12 protein-coding genes are annotated in these 19532 nt (G+C 51.6%); 9 read left to right on the top strand and 3 right to left on the bottom strand.

The window, feature by feature from the left end; genetic code table 11:
• Positions 1-56 precede the first annotated feature (56 nt).
• Positions 57-428 (top strand): ribosome-binding factor A, encoded by a 372-nt coding sequence (locus ACO1NT_RS05115; protein ID WP_449047344.1) that lies wholly within the window; start codon positions 57-59, stop codon positions 426-428.
• A complete protein-coding gene (gene aat, locus ACO1NT_RS05110; protein WP_449047343.1) occupies positions 425-1063 on the top strand; it encodes a leucyl/phenylalanyl-tRNA--protein transferase in 639 nt (212 codons plus the stop codon). The genes ACO1NT_RS05115 and aat overlap by 4 nt, the downstream gene beginning before the upstream one ends.
• On the opposite strand, the gene ACO1NT_RS05105 is transcribed toward aat, so the two are convergent.
• On the bottom strand, positions 1047-1808 hold the full coding sequence (locus tag ACO1NT_RS05105; RefSeq protein ID WP_449047342.1) for a segregation and condensation protein A: 762 nt from the start codon (positions 1806-1808) through the stop codon (positions 1047-1049). The genes aat and ACO1NT_RS05105 overlap by 17 nt on opposite strands.
• A 264-nt stretch (positions 1809-2072) precedes the next feature.
• Here ACO1NT_RS05105 and dxs point away from each other — a divergent pair, with 264 nt between their 5' ends.
• The 4 genes from dxs (at position 2073) to uvrA (ending at position 10124) form a co-directional block, all read left to right on the top strand.
• A complete protein-coding gene (gene dxs, locus ACO1NT_RS05100; protein ID WP_449047341.1) occupies positions 2073-4001 on the top strand; it encodes a 1-deoxy-D-xylulose-5-phosphate synthase in 1929 nt (642 codons plus the stop codon).
• A 91-nt stretch (positions 4002-4092) separates the two neighbouring features.
• Complete coding sequence (locus ACO1NT_RS05095; RefSeq protein ID WP_449047340.1) at positions 4093-5214, top strand: acyloxyacyl hydrolase; 1122 nt, start codon at positions 4093-4095, stop codon at positions 5212-5214.
• A 324-nt stretch (positions 5215-5538) separates the two neighbouring features.
• Complete coding sequence (pafA, locus tag ACO1NT_RS05090) at positions 5539-7185, top strand: alkaline phosphatase PafA (protein ID WP_449047339.1); 1647 nt, start codon at positions 5539-5541, stop codon at positions 7183-7185.
• Between the two features lie 140 nt (positions 7186-7325).
• On the top strand, positions 7326-10124 hold the full coding sequence (gene uvrA, locus ACO1NT_RS05085; RefSeq protein ID WP_449047338.1) for an excinuclease ABC subunit UvrA: 2799 nt from the start codon (positions 7326-7328) through the stop codon (positions 10122-10124).
• A gap of 41 nt (positions 10125-10165) precedes the next feature.
• Here the strand turns inward: uvrA and ACO1NT_RS05080 are convergent, their stop codons facing one another.
• Both ACO1NT_RS05080 and ACO1NT_RS05075 read right to left on the bottom strand, forming a co-directional pair.
• Positions 10166-11413 (bottom strand): ABC transporter permease, encoded by a 1248-nt coding sequence (locus ACO1NT_RS05080; protein WP_449047337.1) that lies wholly within the window; start codon positions 11411-11413, stop codon positions 10166-10168.
• Positions 11414-11470: 57 nt separating this feature from the next.
• Entirely contained in the window at positions 11471-12259 is a 789-nt protein-coding gene (locus tag ACO1NT_RS05075) for a carboxylesterase family protein (RefSeq protein WP_449047336.1), read from the bottom strand.
• Positions 12260-12377: 118 nt separating this feature from the next.
• On the opposite strand from ACO1NT_RS05075, the gene ACO1NT_RS05070 reads away from it, so the two are divergent.
• The 3 genes from ACO1NT_RS05070 (at position 12378) to ACO1NT_RS05060 (ending at position 19508) form a co-directional block, all read left to right on the top strand.
• Complete coding sequence (locus ACO1NT_RS05070; protein WP_449047335.1) at positions 12378-14024, top strand: 2,6-beta-D-fructofuranosidase; 1647 nt, start codon at positions 12378-12380, stop codon at positions 14022-14024.
• A 370-nt stretch (positions 14025-14394) separates the two neighbouring features.
• Positions 14395-17583 (top strand): SusC/RagA family TonB-linked outer membrane protein, encoded by a 3189-nt coding sequence (locus tag ACO1NT_RS05065; protein ID WP_449047334.1) that lies wholly within the window; start codon positions 14395-14397, stop codon positions 17581-17583.
• A gap of 29 nt (positions 17584-17612) precedes the next feature.
• The gene (locus ACO1NT_RS05060; protein WP_449047333.1) at positions 17613-19508 is read left to right on the top strand and encodes a RagB/SusD family nutrient uptake outer membrane protein; all 1896 of its coding nucleotides are present in this window, start codon (positions 17613-17615) and stop codon (positions 19506-19508) included.
• Positions 19509-19532: the final 24 nt, after the last annotated feature.

Genomic DNA, 19532 nt, shown 5'->3' with positions numbered 1-19532 from the left:
AGGGCATGCACCATGCGGGGCATGGGCGCTGTGTTAGATAATTTAAGCACCTTCTCATGAATACGGAAAGTAAAAGACAACAGCGGTTTGCAGGGGTAATCCAGCAAGATTTGGGAGCACTTTTCCAACGGGAGGGCGGTGCATGGGCACCCGGAGCTTTCATCACCATCACTCGTGTACGGATGACCCCCGACCTGGCCATTGCACGGGTTTACCTGAGCTTCCTCCATACGAAAACGGCAAAGGACGATTTGGCCCGTGTCCGGTCGCACACCAATGAAATCCGCTATAAACTGGGCGCCCGGATTAAAAACCAAGCCCGTATCGTTCCGGAACTTGAGTTTTTCCTCGACGACACGAATGAGTACGTGGAGCACATGGATAAGCTTTTCGACGAAATCAGCAAGGAGCCCCGCCAGCCGGAATGATTTTCCAATTGGATCCGCATACCCTTTCGTTTCCCGACCCAACGCTGGCCGAGCCGGATGGGCTTTTAGCCGTTGGTGGTGACTTACGGCCCGAACGGCTTATGGTGGCATACCGCCACGGTATCTTTCCCTGGTACAATGATGATACGCCCGTTCTTTGGTATTCGCCGCATGAGCGCTTTGTGCTTTTCCCCGAAGCGTTGAAAATCAGTAAAAGCATGCGGCAAGTGCTCCGGTCGGGGCGCTTTGAGGTGACACATGACCGGGCGTTCGCTGCGGTAATAAATGCCTGTGCCGCACAGCCACGCCCGGGGCAAGACGGGACGTGGATAACTGCAAACATGCAACAGGCGTATACTAGGTTACATGTGCTAGGCCACGCGCATTCCGTTGAGGTTTGGCTGGCTGGTAAGCTAGTGGGCGGGCTTTACGGCGTTGCCGTCGGAACCGTGTTTTGCGGCGAAAGTATGTTCAGTAACGAAGCCAATGCCTCTAAAGTAGCGTTGGCCGCACTCTGCCGGTCGGGGAGATACGGCCTGATAGATTGCCAGGTATACACGGATCACCTTGCCTCCCTGGGGGCGAGGATGATTTCTCGCAACGAATACATGGCGGAACTCATTTCCTTGCCGTAACCCAGAAGTTGTTGTATCCCAATCCGCTTTGCAACTCGAGCAGCTGCTGTTGCAGCATTTCCAGAATGGCTAAGAAATTGTAGACAAACTGCACCTTGTTTTCCGAGTGCCTTACAACGGCCTTGAAATCCAACTTTTCGTTGATGGCGATCAGTGAGGCGATGGCTTCCTTCTGCTGTTCGATGGTATATGGGTACTTAACTACCGTATGGCGCACCTCATTGCTGCGGGAAGTGTAGCGGTCCATTGCCCGTTCGTACACCATCAGGAGCTTGTAAAGGTCAAAGGTGGTCAGCTCCTCTCCCTGGTCGGCATAGTCGCCCGCGATGTGCAAATCGGCGATGATGTTCCCCCGCCGGGCTTGTTGGAGCCGCCCTTCTTCCAAGGTCCGCAATTGCTCGGCGACTTCTTTGAACTGCTTGTATAGTATCAGTTTCTGTACAAGGTCCTGCTTCGGATCGATCTCGTTGCCTGCGTCATCGAGCTCCGGTCTGGGCAATAGCATTTTTGCCTTGATGCGCATCAATGTGGCAGCTACGAATATAAACTCACTTGCCAGTTCCATATTGAGTGCCTGCGCACGCAATAGATAATCAAGGAAATCGGTGGTAATCTTCGCAATGGGGATATCGTGGATATTCAATTCGTCGCGTTCGATGAAAAATAGCAATAAGTCGAAGGGCCCCTCAAACTGCGGTAATTTTATTTCATATCCATCGGCGTGCATACGGTCCAAAGGTAACATTTCACAGCCATATTTGCCGTGCACACGCTGCTAAACAATATGCCCTTATCGTTGTTCATCCCTTTACGAGACGATAAGTGACGGGCTGCAAAATCAGGGCAACCGTATAAAATAGGAACGATTAATCGTCCTTGCAAGCGCGTTTGCCAGTGAAAAGGAGCGATGGCGACCAGTTTTAAATGCGGTTGCCCTGCGCGTAAAGATTCAGGCGTCCTATATCAATAATTATTAGTTACTTTGTATCGATTTTCCAAACCGGACACTATGGATATTGACGCCGGAGAACTGCTGAAGAAAATAAACACACCCGCAGACTTAAAGCGACTGCGCCAAGCTGAGTTGGTAGCCCTGTGTAGCGAGCTGCGCCAGTACATCATTGACACGGTGTCGGCACATGGCGGGCATTTCGCTGCGAGCTTAGGGGTCGTTGAATTGACCGTAGCCCTGCATTACGTGCTCAATACTCCCTATGACCAATTGGTGTGGGATGTGGGCCACCAAGCGTATGGTCACAAGATTCTCACGGGCAGGCGCGACGATTTCCATACAAACCGGGTGTTGGGTGGTATCAGTGGGTTCCCGAAACGTGGCGAGAGTGAATACGATGCGTTCGGCGTGGGCCACTCATCTACGTCCATTTCCGCTGCCTTGGGAATGGCGGTGGCATCGAACTACAAAGGGGAGACCGACCGTCAGCACGTCGCCGTAATCGGCGATGGGGCAATGACCGCAGGGATGGCGTTTGAAGCGCTCAACCATGCGGGCATCGAGAAGTCCAATCTGTTGGTCATCCTCAATGACAACTGCATGTCCATCGATCCGAATGTAGGGGCACTGAAGGAGTACCTGACCAGCATTACGACTTCGCGACCATGGAACCGGTTTAGGGACGATATCGTCCATGTACTAACCAAGATTTCCGAGCTTGGTCCTGATGCGCTCGGCGTAGCGAAGAAAATAGAAAAAAGCATCAAGGGAACGCTACTCAAAAACAGCAACCTATTCGAATCGCTGAATTTCCGTTATTTTGGCCCCGTAGATGGCCACGATGTGAAGCGATTGATCAACACGCTCGATGACCTGAAAGGAATTCCTGGGCCAAAGCTACTGCATTGTGTCACCGTGAAAGGGAAAGGATACGCGTTGGCCGAAAAAGATCAGACCACCTGGCACGCGCCGGGATTGTTTGACAAAATTACCGGCGAGATCAAAAAATCCAAAAGCGACAAGCCGGTAGCTCCGAAATACCAAGAGGTATTCGGCCATACGCTCGTGGAGCTCGCCGAGAAAAACGACCGAATCATGGGGATTACGCCGGCCATGCCTTCGGGCTCGTCGATGAACATCATGATGAAAGCCATGCCCCACCGGGCATTCGATGTCGGTATAGCGGAACAGCATGCCGTCACCTTTTCTGCTGGGCTGGCTACGCAAGGGATGATTCCGTTTTGCAACATCTATTCGAGTTTTATGCAGCGGGCGTATGACCAGGTGATACACGATGTGGCCATCCAGAACCTGCAGGTGGTGTTTTGCCTCGACCGGGCCGGCATAGCTGGTGCCGATGGCCCCACGCACCACGGCGCCTATGACCTGGCCTACATGCGCTGTATCCCCAACCTTACGGTGTCCGCCCCGATGAATGAAGAGGAGCTGCGTAACCTGATGTACACCGCACAGCAGCAAGGCATGGGTCCATTTGTCATCCGGTACCCGCGAGGGCAGGGCGTGATGCCCGATTGGCGGCGGGCGTTCCAGCAGATCAATGTGGGCGAAGGCCGTAAACTTTGCGATGGTGAAGAGGTTGCCTTGCTGAGCATCGGGCATATCGGGAATGAGGTTGTAAACGCACGCATGGCGCTCAATGAAGAGGGGATATTCCCGGCCCACTATGACCTCCGGTTCGTGAAGCCATTGGATGAAGCCTTGCTTCACGAGGTCTTCGGAAAATTCAAGAAAATCATGACCATTGAAGATGGATGCGTGCAAGGGGGCATGGGCAGTGCAGTGCTGGAGTTCATGGCCGAACACGGCTACCAAGCCAACGTGGTGCGTTTGGGCATACCCGATCGGGTAATCGAGCACGGTGAACAGCACGAACTATGGGCCCAATGTGGGTATGATAGTGCCGCCATTACAGATGCCGTACGCAAAATGGCCGTAAGTCGAAAGACCGATAGTTTGGCGGGTTAGAAATTTTGGCAGTAAATGGTTAAGTTTGCGCCGACACTGATTGTTAGCGATTGCAAACTTAGTTTTTCCAATGATTTGCCGTTTTACCGTTTTGAGAACCCCATCAACCATCCTGCTCGGGCTGCTTTCGTTTGCCCTAATCAGATCCAACACCGCCCTTGCGCAGCTCGACCACGCTAAACACGCGATTTCCGTAAAAGCACAGTACGGTGTGGACGTCAATTCAGATAATCCCAATCGGAAAGATAACTACCTGTATGGTCTGCATATCAGCTACGACAAGAACGTAGCCCATTCGAATAAGGAGTGGGCGCGCATTCTGAATGCCAAGAACCTGTCGTTTGGCGTTACATGGCACAACCTGGATAACATGAAAGAAACCGTGGATGGTGTGGCGTATACCGGTGGTCAGGCTTTCGGAGCGTTAGCTGAGGTTGACCTGCAGCTTTTGCAATTCGGTGGAGCGAAGTTGCTGGCAACCCCCGGATTGGGACTGGCATACATTACAGAGACGATCTTCACCCAGCCCGCCACGTCGACTATCGGTGGCCACCTTAACCTGATGATTACCGGTGAGCTCAGCGTGGAGGTGCCTGTTAGTCCGAATACCAGCCTTGTGGCGGGGGGGCATATCCAGCACTATTCCAACGGTGGTGTGGTGGTGCCGAATGGCGGTTGGAACACACTCACGGGGACTATCGGAGTAAAAACCGCCGTAGGCAATGCAGACGCGTTCGCAGATGAACCCGAGGATTACCCGCACATTGAAGGGAATAGCACCGAAATTTGGTTTGGCGCCGGCGTGCGCGGTAGATATCGCGATCGGGAGGGGAAATTTTTCCGTTCGGGAGCGTATGCAGGGTACAACTTTTACCTCAACCGGGCCATCAGCCTCAAGGCAGGATCACACGTGGTATATTACCACACCGTATTCGATCCCGATCGGTTTGACGAGACATTCCAATATTATGGCTCGTCGCTAGATCCCATCCGGTGGGGTGTGGCGGCAGGCGCCGATTTCACGATGGGCCGCATCGTTGTCAACGCCATGTATGGCAAGTATTTGCATTATCGGAATTACCATAACGTCAAATGGTATTGGGTAACCGGTGTTCGTTATTACTTTACGCCGAACATTGGGATCCAAACCACGCTCAGCCTGCATAACGTGCAAGCCGATTATGCGAATTGGGGTCTGATCTTTCGCATCTGATATACTGGTGTGCAACAAGCATGTTACGAATTGCCTGTGATTTGGCATCAAGAATTACTAAATTAGCCGCGTTATACCTGTCAAATCGCGGGTATCCATTCGCAACAAGATACAATAACATGAACCCGACATGATCAAAATAATGTTATTCACGCTCGTGCTTATTTCAAGAGGTGTTCTTGGATGCTTCGCATTTAAGCAGACAGGGCAATGATTATTGACGAGTGTTTAACATTTTTTCGGCGTCAATGAGCTTCGCTGTCGCTTCGGTTATTTTGATCATCAAAGGCTCCGCCTGACAAATAGAAAACAAAAAGTAAACAGATGAAATTAAAGAGATTATTTTTAGCTGTGGTTGTCATTGGCCTTTTCCTAGGGCATGTCCAAGCACAGCGGCCCGGTGAGCGGCCAAAGCTGGTTGTTGGACTGATGGTTGACCAGATGCGCTGGGATTACCTGTACCGTTTTTATGAGCGTTACGGCGAAGGCGGATTTAAGCGCCTATTAGGCGAAGGGTTCTCTTGCGAGAATACGTATATTCCATACGTACCTACCTATACCGCTATCGGCCACAGCACGGTATATACGGGTAGCGTTCCTGCCATACACGGGATTGCAGGGAATGACTTCATCATCCAGCAGACGGGGCAACGGATGTACTGCACGCAAGATGACGATGTGAGCGGTGTGGGGACCGATGAGGACGCCGGTAAGCAGTCGCCCCGCAACCTCCTCTCCTCGACCATCACCGACCAGCTTAAACTCGCGACCAACTTCCGTTCGAAAGTCATTGGCATTGCCATTAAGGACCGTGGCGGTATCCTGCCTGCGGGTCATTTCGCTGACGCGGCCTATTGGTTTGAAGGCGGTTCGGGCAATTGGGTTTCGAGTACCTTCTACATGCAGGAATTGCCCGATTGGGTAAAGCAGTTCAACGAAAAGAAGCTTGCCGAAAAGTACTTGCAGCAAGACTGGAACACGCTCTATCCCATTGATACGTATGTGCAGAGCATTGAAGATGATAACCATTATGAAGCCACCTACCGTGGCGAGGATGCCCCTGTATTCCCCAAGAAACTGGGCACGCTGGTTAAAGACAATGGCTTGGGAATGATACGTGCTACGCCGTTTGGCAACACGTTAACCCTAGACCTTGCCAAGGCCGCTATCAACCACGAGCAATTGGGGCATAATCCGGAGGGGGTTACCGATTTCTTGTGCGTGAGTCTGTCGTCGACAGACTATGTGGGGCACCAATTTTCGGTCAACGCGATTGAAGTGGAAGACACCTATTTACGACTTGATAAAGAGCTGGAAGCATTTTTCGACTACCTCGATGAGCAGGTTGGCAAGGGTGAATACACACTGTTCCTCACCGCCGATCACGGCGCATCCCACAATCCTTTGTTTTTTATGGATAAGCGCGGCAATGCCGGCTACTTCGATGACCGCAATGCATTGACGGGCCTAAATGAGGTGCTGGAAAAGGAATTTGGACAGGAGAAAATCGTGCGTAGCCTAATGAACTACCAAGTACACCTCAACTACGAAACCATCCGGGCCAACGATTTGGATGAGGACGATATCAAAGAGCGGGCCGTCAAGTTCTTGCGTACGGTGGATGGCGTTGCGTTTGTGACGGATATGGAGAAGGCCGGCGCGTCCAGCATACCGGAGCGCATCCGGGAACGTATCGTCAACGGTTACAATCCTAAACGCAGTGGGTGTATCCAGATCATCCTGGAGCCTCAATGGTATAGCGGATCGCCCCGTTCGCGGGGTACCACCCATGGCACATGGGCTTCTTACGATGCTCACATCCCATTTGTGATGATGGGTTGGGGAATCAAGCATGGTACGACCAACCGCGAGACGCATTCGACGGATATCGCGCCGACGATTGCCGCATTGCTCCATATCGAGGAACCGAACGGGAATATCGGGCAGCCGGTACAAGAAGTTTTACGTTAACGCTGCTTCTCTACCGAATGATGGCAATCCGGCCGCTCGCAGGGTTGCCATTGTTGTTTCAACACCGCTTGATACTAAAAAAATTATCCGTACTTTTGTGTGCCCCCCACCATCACATCGCCGTGGGGTGATTTATGTATATGAATATAGCGACGCTCGATCCCAAAACCCACATTATCATTAAAGGGGCACGTGTACACAACCTCAAGAGCGTAGACGTAGCTATCCCCAAAAACAAGTTGGTGGTTATCACGGGCATGTCTGGCTCGGGGAAGTCGTCATTGGCTTTTGACACACTTTACGCCGAAGGCCAGCGCCGTTACGTGGAGAGCCTCTCTTCCTATGCGCGGCAATTTATGGGGCGGATGAGCAAGCCGGATGTCGACTACATCAAAGGCATCGCGCCGGCTATCGCCATAGAACAGCGTGTCATCACCAGCAACCCCCGCTCAACGGTCGGCACGTCAACCGAAATATACGATTACCTGAAATTGCTTTATGCACGTATCGGAAGAACGTACTCTCCGGTGTCGGGTGAAGAGGTAAAGAAGGATACGGTCACCTCGGTGACCAGCTTTGTAACCGCTCTCCCCGAAGGCAGCACGGCGACGATCAGTGCGCCGCTGCATCCCAGCAATAACCGCAAGCTGAAGGAAGAACTGGCCATCTTGCTGCAAAAAGGTTTTGTTCGTGTTTTCTACCAGGGGGCCTTACAGAAAATCGAATCCTTGCTGGAGGATATTACCCTCAGTAACCAAGGGGCCAAAGCGGGCGACTTGCTCATCGTCATCGACCGCGTCATGGTAGATGGTGAAGAAGATACCGCAAACCGGATAGCGGATTCGGTGCAGACGGCATTTTTCGAAGGGAAGGGCGACTGCTACATCGAAGAGAACGGGACGGTGCATACTTTTTCGGATCGGTTTGCATTGGACGGCCTCACCTTTGAGGAGCCCACGCCCAATTTTTTCAGTTTCAATAATCCGTATGGAGCCTGCAAACGGTGTGAAGGGTATGGCCGGGTCATCGGTATCGATCCGGATTTGGTGGTGCCCGATAAAAGCCGTTCGGTATACGATGGCGCTATTGCGCCATGGCGTGGCGAGAAAATGGGCGAGTGGTTACAACAGCTTATCCGCAACTCCACAAAATTCGATTTTCCCATACACCGGGCGTATGCCGACCTAACGTCGGCGCAGAAAGCGTTGCTTTGGGCAGGAAACAGTTACTTCCGGGGCCTGGACCAGTTTTTCATCGAACTCGAGGAGCAGACTTATAAGATCCAATACCGCGTGATGCTTTCCCGGTACCGGGGAAAAACCAATTGCCCCGACTGCCACGGTACGCGCCTTCGCAAAGATGCAACCTATGTGAAGGTAAACGGAAAGTCTATCTCGGACGTTGTGCTGATGCCCTTGGATGTCGCCTTGGCGTTCTTCCAGCAGCTCGAACTAACGGAGAATGAAGCGAAGATCGCTAAGCGGCTCCTGACAGAGATATGCAATCGCCTCCAATTCTTGACCGATGTGGGGCTGAGTTACCTTACGTTAAACCGGTTATCGAATACCCTATCGGGGGGCGAATCGCAGCGCATCAACCTAGCCACATCGCTGGGCAGCTCATTGGTGGGGTCTATCTATGTACTGGATGAGCCAAGCATCGGTCTGCATCCGCGCGATACGCAACGCCTCATCGGCGTGCTGAAGTCGTTGCGCAACGTGGGAAACACCGTGCTGGTGGTGGAACATGAACAGGAGATGATGCAGGCGGCCGACCACTTGATTGATATCGGACCCGAGGCGGGAATCAATGGCGGGGAGCTCGTGTTTGCAGGCAATTACCACGATATCTTACATAACGGCGATAGCCTTACCGGTAAGTACTTAAGCGGTAAAGAGCAGATTCCAATTCCAGCAAGCAGGCGCAGGTGGCACGACGCGATTCTGATTAAAGGAGCCCGCGAGAACAACCTCAAAGGTATTGATGTACGCTTTCCGCTCCATGTATTCACGGTCGTCACCGGCGTGTCCGGATCGGGTAAGACTTCGCTGGTGAAGCGGATCCTCTACCCGGCCCTGCAAAAGGCGCTGGGGAACTATTCGGGCGAGCAAACCGGGCTTTACGATGGAATCGATGGCGATATCACACAGGTTGAACAGGTCGAGTTGGTCGACCAAAACCCAATTGGGCGCTCCTCGCGTTCGAATCCGGTAACCTATGTGAAGGCGTGGGATGAGATCCGTGCGCTGTACAGCGCCCAATCTGCCGCTAAGGCAGCGGGGTTAAAGCCCGCAGCGTTTTCCTTCAATGTGGAAGGTGGGCGATGCGACGTATGCCAAGGTGAAGGTGAGGTGAAGATCGAGATGCAGTTTATGGCCGATATCGTGCTGCCCTGCGAGGCATGCGGTGGTAAACGATTTAAGCAACACGTGCTGGACGTTACGTGGAAAGAACGGAACGTTTCGGATATCCTCGATCTCAGTGTAGATGAGGCGTTGGCCGTCTTTGCGGACCAGCCGAAAATCATGGCGAAACTGCAGCCACTGGCTGATGTAGGGTTGGGCTACGTCAAACTGGGCCAATCGTCGAGCACGTTATCGGGCGGGGAGGCCCAGCGTATCAAGCTGGCATCCTTCCTTATCAAGGGAAACACCCATAAACGCACCCTCTTTATCTTCGATGAACCCACCACCGGGCTACATTTCCACGATATCAAAAAACTGTTGAAGTCATTCGACGCCCTGATTGCACAAGGGAATAGCATTCTCGTCATCGAACATAACATGGATATGATCAAAAGTGCCGACTGGATCATCGATATCGGACCCGAAGGAGGCGAAAAAGGGGGTGAGTTGATTTTCGAGGGCACGCCCGAGCAAATGATCAGTGAAAGCGATACGCACACTTCCCGATTTTTGAAAATGTACATGGGGGGTTAGCTTAGACCGCAACAGGGTACGATGGGTCCTGTCATAACGGGTTATTCATACCGCAGCGCTTCCACCGGGTCGAGCCGTGAGGCCTTTGAAGCCGGGTAATATCCGGAGACCATCCCTACGCCTACACAGACGGCCACGCCGAGGATGATCCAGTTCCACGGGATGATGAAGCTGGCCCCCATCACCACGGCAAGGATATTGCCAATGAGTATACCCAGGAAAATCCCCGCGAACCCACCCATTAGGCAGATAACAACCGCTTCGGTAAGGAATTGCTTGCGGATGACCGTGGGGGTTGCACCGATGGCTTTACGGATACCTATTTCGCGCGTGCGCTCGGTGACCGATACCAACATGATGTTCATCAATCCGATGGATGCGCCAATAAGCGTAATCAGCGCGATGACAACCGCACCGATGGTGACGTAGGTTAGGCTTTCGATGAGCATCTGCGCCACGGCGTCGCTTTTGGTAATTTCGAAATTGGTCTCTTGTCCTACCCTTACCCCACGGACGTTCCGGAAGAGTGCCGTCGCTTCGCCGATAGCCATTTCAAGCTGTTGTGGGTTTCCCGCCATCACGGTAATCGTATAGGAAGGGTGGCCCAATGCCATTACGGCACGCGCCTTAACCAAGGGGATGATGCAGGCCTTGTCGCCACCGAACCCGGCGCTCGAACCTTTGTCTTCCAATACGCCAATGATCTTATACCGGGAGCTGCCGATGCGGATCATCTGGTCGAGCGGCTCTTCACCGTTCCCGAAAAGCCGCTTGACGATTTCCGAACCGACGATAACCACATTACTACCAAAGTCAACCTCGCGGAGGGAAAAGTTACGACCCGAAGACAGGTTGTATCCCGCGGTTTGCAGGTAGTTCTCATCCGCCCCGAGGACATTGATGTTGGGGTTGGTTTTTTCACTTTTGTATTTCACCGTTCCGCCAAACGAAGCGTATGTACTCAATGATACAACAGCGGGGTAATTGAACTTATCCTTGAAAGCTTTGGCTTCGTAATACGTGATCTGCGGAAACTGCTTGGGCCGGGTACCGCTGCCGCCGATCTGTATATTCAAACCGCGATTGCGGATATTGAACGAGTTGGACCCCATGGCGGAAAACGAATCGGTCAAGGAGTTTTTGATGGCATCGATAGACGTAAGGATGCCTACCAGCGCGGTAATGCCGATCGCAATAATCAATGCGGTGAGGAATGTACGTAGCTTATTGCTGCTAATTGATTGAAGCGATAGCTTGACATTTTCCCTATTGGACATTTTTACCGACATCTCACACCATGTTTATTAGAAGGTTAGACCGTGTAGGTAGCCAAGTGTTACAGCAGGTTATTTATTATTGGTGTGGCCAAACAACCAAGGCAGTAATTCCGGTTCTGCAAAGGCATTGTCCCAACTGTTGTGGTTGGCTGTCGGATAGAACGTGGCCTTCGGGTTGGCCCCCAATCGCCTCAATTCGGCAACGATAGCATGCGAATGGGTGGGCGGTACCACATCATCCTGCTCGCCGTGGAATATCCAAAGCGGCACGTGGGCGTACTTCCTTACATTAGCCGTATGGTCGCCGCCACAGATCGCAAATGCCGCAGCGAAATAGCGGGGCTTCCGGCGCAGTGCCTCGAAAGTTCCCATGCCACCCATGGAAAGCCCTCCGATGTAAAGGCGTTGCTTATCTACCGCCTCTTGTTTACGTATGTGCTTAACCAACCGGATGAATAATGACATGGCATTGGACGGTTTACCCTTGGTTCGGAAATAGAATTCCCGCCTGCCATCGGCAGGCGATTGGATATCTACATTGCTCCAATATGAATCCGCAGGGCATTGCGGGAAGACCACAATCGCTGGAAAAGCATTACGGACGCTATCATTTAAAAACAACCCTGCACCATGGACAAGTTGCTTTTCGTTGTCGTTGCCCCGCTCGCCCGCGCCGTGCAAGAAGAAGAGAACCGGATAGCTGCCCTCGGGATCATAGTCTTGGGGATACAGGATGCGGTAAGGCAACGTATCGCCCCGATGAACGAACTGTTTCGCTTCGAAGGCTGAAAAATCCTGGGCCGATGCTATCGTTGACACAAACAAATAACCAAAAACAATCAAGAATGCTTGCTTCATACAAAAAGAGCAATTTATTTCACCAATCGATAAAAGTACTACTTTATTCTTTTTTGGCAAATTTAAGTGGAATATCTTAGTTTGCGGGTGTATTGTTAGTATCAAATCTCAAAGACAAATGAAAGGACGATTGGCGTTAGCCGCATGGATGATGGGCGTGGCAGGGATTGCTAGTGCTCAGGTATCGGCACAAGAAATCGAAATCAATATCAACAGCAGATACCTCAACTTTCCGATATCGCACCAAGCGGAACGGGGCAAAATGACATTTGAGATCGAGGACGTGCCCAATTTGTCAGTCGCCATCCGGCTCGCACCTGATGAGGCCGATTATTGGGTATTCAAGGATGTGTCCGAATGGAAAGGGCAAACCATTACCATCAGCTATGAAGGAAGCGACAACGGGTTAAAGGGGATTTATCAGGCCGATACCATTGCTGGACAAGACCACCTTTATCAAGAAAAAAACCGCCCGCAGTTTCACTTTACGACCAAACGCGGCTGGATAAACGATCCGAACGGCCTCGTCTACCACGATGGGGAATACCACCTTTTTTACCAGCATAATCCCTATGAGCGTGAATGGGAGAATATGCACTGGGGCCACGCCGTGAGCGAGGACCTCATCCATTGGAAGGAATTGCCCGTGGCATTATTCCCCGATCAACTGGGCACCATGTTTTCAGGCTCGGCGGTAATCGATTACAATAACACCGCGGGCTTTAACAACGACGACAGGCCGGCGATGGTGGTCGCTTACACCGCACACAGTCGGGAAAGACAGGTGCAGTGCATCGCCTATAGTTTGGACAACGGACGTACATTTACCAAATACGAAGGAAACCCGGTTATCGATTCGAAAGAAAAGTGGAACAGCCACGACACGCGCGACCCGAAGGTGTTTTGGTATGAACCGGGCAACCATTGGGTGATGGTGCTTAATGAGCGTGACGGACATTCGATATATACTTCTGCAGACCTGAAAGATTGGATTTACCAAAGCCACACCACCGGTTTCTGGGAGTGCCCCGAGTTGTTTGAATTACCTATTGATGGTAACCCCCATCATACCAAATGGGTGATGTACGGCGCTTCAGGCACGTACATGCTCGGGTCGTTTGATGGTAAAACATTCACTCCCGAATCGGGCAAACACCAATACACCACAGGTGCCATGTATGCCGCACAAACGTTTACCAACATGACCGACGGGCGGCGCGTGCAGATGGGCTGGGGGCGTATAAGCCATGAGGGAATGCCATTCAATGGGATGATGTTACTACCCACGGAATTGACCCTCCGCACCACAAAGGATGGTCCTCGCCTATTCAATATGCCGATAAAGGAAAGCGAACAGCTGTTTACCCTAACTGATAAATGGGAAAATGTCTCTTCGGATAGAGCCAATGAGCTGCTGGATGCGTTCGATCAAGCGGACGGCCTGCGGATAAAAACCACGTTGAAGCTATCGCATGCTACGAATGCCGGGTTCAACCTGTGTGGGCAGCGCTTAATCGATTACGACATGAACTGGAATACGCTAAATGGGTCTTTTTATTCGCCGGAAGACATGACCAGCATGGAGATTTCGGCCGATATTTATATCGACCGGACCAGTATCGAAGTTTTTATCGATGGGGGCAAGTTTTCCTATGCGATGGAACGGAAGCCAGACGCAAAGAATAAGGAGGGTTTCCATTTTTGGGGAAATAACATCGAGGTGAAAAACCTGGAAGTATTCCGTGTGGCATCCATTTGGGAATGAGGCGACGGCGACGCTAACTTCTGGCCGACCCCGGGATTTGCGGCTTGGGGAATTTCGGAGCAGCAGGCAGGACGGGACGGGACGGGGCAGCACGGGACGGGTTGCTGCCATTCAATCGAATGGTTAGGTTTGTTCTGTTATAAAAATAAATTAGACTTCACTAAAATACGGTATAAGTAACATTGGGAGGATTCCCTTGATAAGGGTGGGCTTCCGGGAATACCCAACAATAAATCTAAATCGTACCAAATTATACCAACCCGTGAAAGGCGAGAAGGAAACGCTAGAATGGAACGGATTTTTGGTCGGTTATTAACAGTGCTAGAGTAAAACTAAATTATTATCCAAACTAACTTAAAATCATGTAATTATGCTTAGACGTTTACCCAGCAAAGCAAAACCATGGATGTTTGCTTTTTTTGCTGCCTTTTTCATCATGTCATCTCCGGTGATATCGGTGGCACAACAAGAAGTGAGCATCAGCGGGAAAGTGAGCGATGAGCAAGGGCCTTTAGGCGGTGTAACCGTCAGTGTCAAACACCGAACCGCTGCTGTGTCTACGGCGCTGGACGGCACGTTTGTGTTGGCGGGAGTACGCATCGGTGACACCTTGCTGTTCCGCCTGGTTGGTTATATTGACAAGGAGCTGCCCGTGCCCAACAGTTCACCCCTTAATGTCCAGTTGATGCCGGACAATGTGGGCCTGGATGAAGTCGTGGTCATTGGCTACGGCGTACAGAAGAAGGTGACGGTGACGGGTGCTATCTCTTCGGTTACCCCCGACGAATTGCGCGTCTCATCGTCGGCCAGCATTGCCAATGCGCTCGCCGGTCGAGTTGCCGGCCTCACGTCCATGCAACGCGTGGGCGGGCAGCCGGGCGTCGATGATGCGACCATGTACCTTCGGGGCGCAGCGACCATCAACGGTACCAACCCACTCATCCTGATCGACGGTGTACCCCGTGACAACATCCGCACCCTGGATGTCAACGAGGTCGAATCGATCTCGGTACTCAAAGATGCTTCCGCAACGGCGATATTCGGCGTACGGGGAGCAAACGGGGTGTTGATCATCACGACGAAACGAGGCAAGGCCGGGGCGCCCGAACTCGGCGTGAACTTTACCCAAAGCTACTCGAAGCTCACCCGCGAACCGGAACTGCCGGGATCGATTGAGTACATGAAACTGCGTAACATGGCGATGGAAAACGACGGATTTGAGGCGCCTTTTACGCCCAGTATCATCGCCAAGTTCGAAGACCCCCTTGCCGGATTGGATCCGTCCGCACCCGACTATGAAGAACAGGCAGCCCTAAGGCAATGGATGTATCCCAGCAACGACTGGTACCGGATGCTTGTACGGAGATGGTCGCCGCAGAGCAACCTAAATACCAATATGAGCGGGGGAACCGATAAAATCACTTACTTCCTGAATGTCGGCTACCTGCATCAGGGAGGAAACATGAATACACTCTCCGAAGATATCCTGAAATACGACCCTTCGTTCAAGTTGGATCGTTATTCATTCCGGTCCAATGTGGATTACAAGGTGAACAAATGGCTCACCGCATTCCTCAACCTAGGCACCTACATTGAGAAAGTGAACATGCCCAATCCGGGTATTATGTACGGTGGCGACCGGAACTGGTTGGTACGCGATATGATGTATCAGGCACAAACCATTTTACCGATGACACCGGGTCCCGTAACCATTCCGGGTTATGGCGTTCCGCCTAACCTCCCGCTGGACCCCACTTACTTAACCAGCGGACACTATGCCGACCGTTCGCCGTTCACCATCATGAACTGGTATGGTTACGACCAGCGAACCCGCTCCAACCTGAACTCTTCGTTTGGATTGGACTTCAATCTGGACGGGATCACCAAGGGGCTGGCCCTGAAGGGGATGATTTCGTACGATGCTTTCGGCGAAAACATGGTCAGGGGGAATAGGAACCAAACCGAGTACCAAGCATTTATCAACCCACAAACGGATGAACTCACCTTCTCGGTATTCCAGTTGAAACAAGACAATTTTTGGTTAACCTATGGGCAGGGTGCAAAATATAACATTAATATCCAGGGACAGCTCCTGTACAACCGGTCGTTTGGGAAACATAACGTAGGCGGTATGTTGCGTGCCGACCGGGATTATTGGGATTCGGGAGGAGCCGATATTCCTTTCAATGTGTTCGGTGTTGCGGGGCGGGCCACGTACGATTATGATACGCGCTACCTTGCAGAAGTCAACTTCGGCTATAATGGATCGGAACAGTTTTCCCCCGAGAAGCGATTCGGCTTCTTCCCCTCGGGATCGATTGGGTGGGCGGTCAGCGAAGAACCGTTCCTAAAGGACAATCCGTACCTTACTTTTCTGAAAATCAGGACTTCGTACGGGAAGGTAGGGAACGATAAGATGGGGGGACTCCGCTTTCTCTATTTGGATGATATTACGGTTGTTGGTGGTGGGCTCTCTGGCAGCCTTGCTGCTGGGAAGCGGGTCAATGAAGGGTTATTGGGCAACCGAATGCTTACTTGGGAAGTCGCCAATAAATATAACCTGGGGATAGACTTCTCCATTATCAAGGACATCACGGGGCAGATCGATATCTTCCGTGAACACCGCTCGCAAATCCTCCTTCAACGGCGTAGCATCCCTATATGGCAAGGTGTCCCCATCAGCAGTATACCGAAGGTAAATATGGGTGAAGTGGAGAACCAAGGCTATGAAATCGAGCTGGGGTACAACAAGCGCGTCAATGACAACCTGTTCCTCCATTTTAGGGGCCAACTTTCTTATAATCGGAACAAACGCACCAACGTGGACGAGGTGCCGCGTGATGACACCTATGCATACAAATATCGCGGCACAGGTTATCCGATCGGGCAGGCCTGGGGATATCTCATCGATTGGGACCAAGATGGGGGGTATTGGAACGAGGAATCGCTGGCGGATCCGGAGCGCGTTACGTACGGATTCGGCACACCGCGCCCCGGGGATTTCGTCTACAAGGACCTAAACGGCGATAATGTGATAGATGACAAGGACCAGGCACCGATAGGCGTCGGCCACATTCCGCGATACAGCTATGGCTTTTCATTTTCGGCCGAATGGAAGTCTTTCGATGCCTATATCTTCTTCCAAGGGCTGGGCAAGTTCAATTCCGGTTTTGCAGCGCAGGGTACTTATGAGACAACGCTTGACGGGACCTATTTCCCTTATCACAAAAAAGCATGGACGGAAGAGCGTTGGAAAAACGGCGAAGAGATTACCTATCCGGCACTTCATTCTGAGGAGGGCGTGAACCATAGGGGCAACTCGTTTTTTATCTTTGATCGCGATCTCTTCCGGCTGAAAAACTTCGAGATCGGCTATACGCTCCCAGCCAATTCGCTGAGGTTGATCGGGGTCTCCAATATGAGGGTTTTCATGAATGGGCAGAATGTCTTTACCTGGTCACCGAAGTTCAGGCCGACCCATCTCGACCCTGAAAATGACGATTCGATCGGCTACCCACAAACCTCGATCTTCAGCTTTGGGGCCAATATCAAATTCTGACCATACTCACACTGTAAAAAGATATTGCTATGACTGACCATATATTTAAAATCACAAAAACACTGGCGTTGGTTACGTTTCTATTACTCAGTGGATGCTCTGATGTTTTAGACCAAGCCCCCGACGGGAAAATTGCCCTCGCAGATGTTTTTCAAGATGATGAAAAAACCGCTGCCTATTTGAATTCCTGTTACGGTTACATCCCCGGAGAAGGGAAGGCCTATTTCTTCCATATGCGTGGACCGGTAGACTGGAGCGACGAGTCGTGGGATACCGATGCAGAGGCCGAACCGTGGATTACCTCTGGACAATTGTATAGCGGAAATGTCTCGGCCGCCGCTCACTTTAACACCCAGTGGGCCGATGCGGGCAACGGTAACTATTGGGTACGGATGTGGCAAGGCATCCGTAAGTGCTCTGTATTCCTCGATAATATCGATGCCGCCAAGGTAAAGAGTGAGACTAATCGCGCGCGATGGAAGGCCGAAGCACATTTGCTGCGGGCGTACTATTACATGGTATTACTTAAGTTTTTTGGATGCCCGCTCCCTGTTGTCCGGGAGGCACATGGTTATGAAGATGACTTTTCCCAAACCGTGCGTAGCTCCTATTATGATGTGGTGCAATTTATCATCGAAGATTGTAATATCGCATTGTCGACCCCTGAATTGCCCTGGCGCATCACGACGGATGCCGAGGCATTCCGGCTTACGAAAGCGGTTGCCGAAGGGATTAAATCGAGGATGTCGCTCTATGCCGCAAGTCCGTTATATAACGAAGGGAACAACTATTGGGAAGAAGCTTACCAAGTTAATAAACAAGCGCTCGCCAACCTAAAGGCAAACGGCTATGCATTATACGACAAGGTTAATTTCGCGTCTTGGAGCGACAACCCGGATGTGTTTTTGCCTAACGATGCCGCGAAGCTTTTCAATGAGTATTTCTGCAATAGCATGGCTTACGAAAGCAACCCGACCGACAAAGAGACGATTTATCAGACCAACGCCGGTCAAGACGGCTTCGGTACCGAGGGGGTGGGTGCCCAGGGTGGATACAAGTCCGGTTCATGCCCATCGCAGGAAATCGTTGATTGTTTTGAAACCATCGACGGGAAACCGATCCTAAACCTAGCGAAACCATACAACGATGAAGTTACGCATCTCCAGCCCAACTTTAACGCCGAGAATACGTTGTACGATGAGCAGGACCCTTACGAAAACCGCGATCCCCGATTTTATGCTTCCATTTACTATAATGGTTCACAACGCAAATGCTATTGGCCTTTCGATGAAACGTCGGAAAGCATTGAAAATTATCCCGCTGGCCGGGGTTACCGCACGCGTATCATTGCCACCTGGGAAGGCGAACCCCAAACAGGCATACACCCAACCATCCGGAAGGCAACGCGTACCGGCTATTTCCTGAGGAAATTCCTTCATCCTAACACCGGACAGGAAGTTGTAAACGTCGGGATGGCCCGCCCTAAAGTCATGCGGTTGGGGGAAATATATTTGAATCTCGCAGAAGCCGCGGCAGAAGCCGATCACCTAAGCGAAGCGTACGAGGCAGTAAACGCCATTCGTCGCCGGGTAAATATGCCTGATCTGCCGGAAGGCCTTTCCAAGGATCAGCTCCTGCTCCGTATCCGGAATGAGCGCCGGGTGGAACTGGCCTTCGAGGCCCATCGTTACTTTGATGTCCGTCGTTGGCATACGCCCGATGAAAACCTGGAGAAAACCGATCGATGGATTACCGCAGCACATATCACGCGTAACGATGACGGAACCTATACGTATGCCAGGGGGCCAGTATCGCGCGAGCGTTTGAGCTACACGAATAAGTTTCTGTGGTTCCCCATACCGCTCGACGACGCGAATATCATGATCGGTTTGACCGGGGAGAACTGGCAAAACCCGGGGTGGTAATTTGACTGTTAATTCAAAAACGAG

Source organism: Parapedobacter sp., from assembly GCF_053550995.1.
Note: the sequence above shows the minus strand (reverse complement) of the source record. Positions and strands in the feature narration are given on the sequence as shown.

What these genes read in the sequence shown, in the direction of transcription:
- ACO1NT_RS05115 (WP_449047344.1), top strand. Translation starts at nt 57, where the DNA reads ATGAATACGGAAAGTAAAAGACAACAGCGGTTTGCAGGGGTAATCCAG.
- aat (WP_449047343.1), top strand. Translation starts at nt 425, where the DNA reads ATGATTTTCCAATTGGATCCGCATACCCTTTCGTTTCCCGACCCAACG.
- ACO1NT_RS05105 (WP_449047342.1), bottom strand. Translation starts at nt 1,808, where the DNA reads ATGTTACCTTTGGACCGTATGCACGCCGATGGATATGAAATAAAATTA.
- dxs (WP_449047341.1), top strand. Translation starts at nt 2,073, where the DNA reads ATGGATATTGACGCCGGAGAACTGCTGAAGAAAATAAACACACCCGCA.
- pafA (WP_449047339.1), top strand. Translation starts at nt 5,539, where the DNA reads ATGAAATTAAAGAGATTATTTTTAGCTGTGGTTGTCATTGGCCTTTTC.
- uvrA (WP_449047338.1), top strand. Translation starts at nt 7,326, where the DNA reads ATGAATATAGCGACGCTCGATCCCAAAACCCACATTATCATTAAAGGG.
- ACO1NT_RS05080 (WP_449047337.1), bottom strand. Translation starts at nt 11,413, where the DNA reads ATGTCGGTAAAAATGTCCAATAGGGAAAATGTCAAGCTATCGCTTCAA.
- ACO1NT_RS05075 (WP_449047336.1), bottom strand. Translation starts at nt 12,259, where the DNA reads ATGAAGCAAGCATTCTTGATTGTTTTTGGTTATTTGTTTGTGTCAACG.
- ACO1NT_RS05070 (WP_449047335.1), top strand. Translation starts at nt 12,378, where the DNA reads ATGAAAGGACGATTGGCGTTAGCCGCATGGATGATGGGCGTGGCAGGG.
- ACO1NT_RS05065 (WP_449047334.1), top strand. Translation starts at nt 14,395, where the DNA reads ATGCTTAGACGTTTACCCAGCAAAGCAAAACCATGGATGTTTGCTTTT.
- ACO1NT_RS05060 (WP_449047333.1), top strand. Translation starts at nt 17,613, where the DNA reads ATGACTGACCATATATTTAAAATCACAAAAACACTGGCGTTGGTTACG.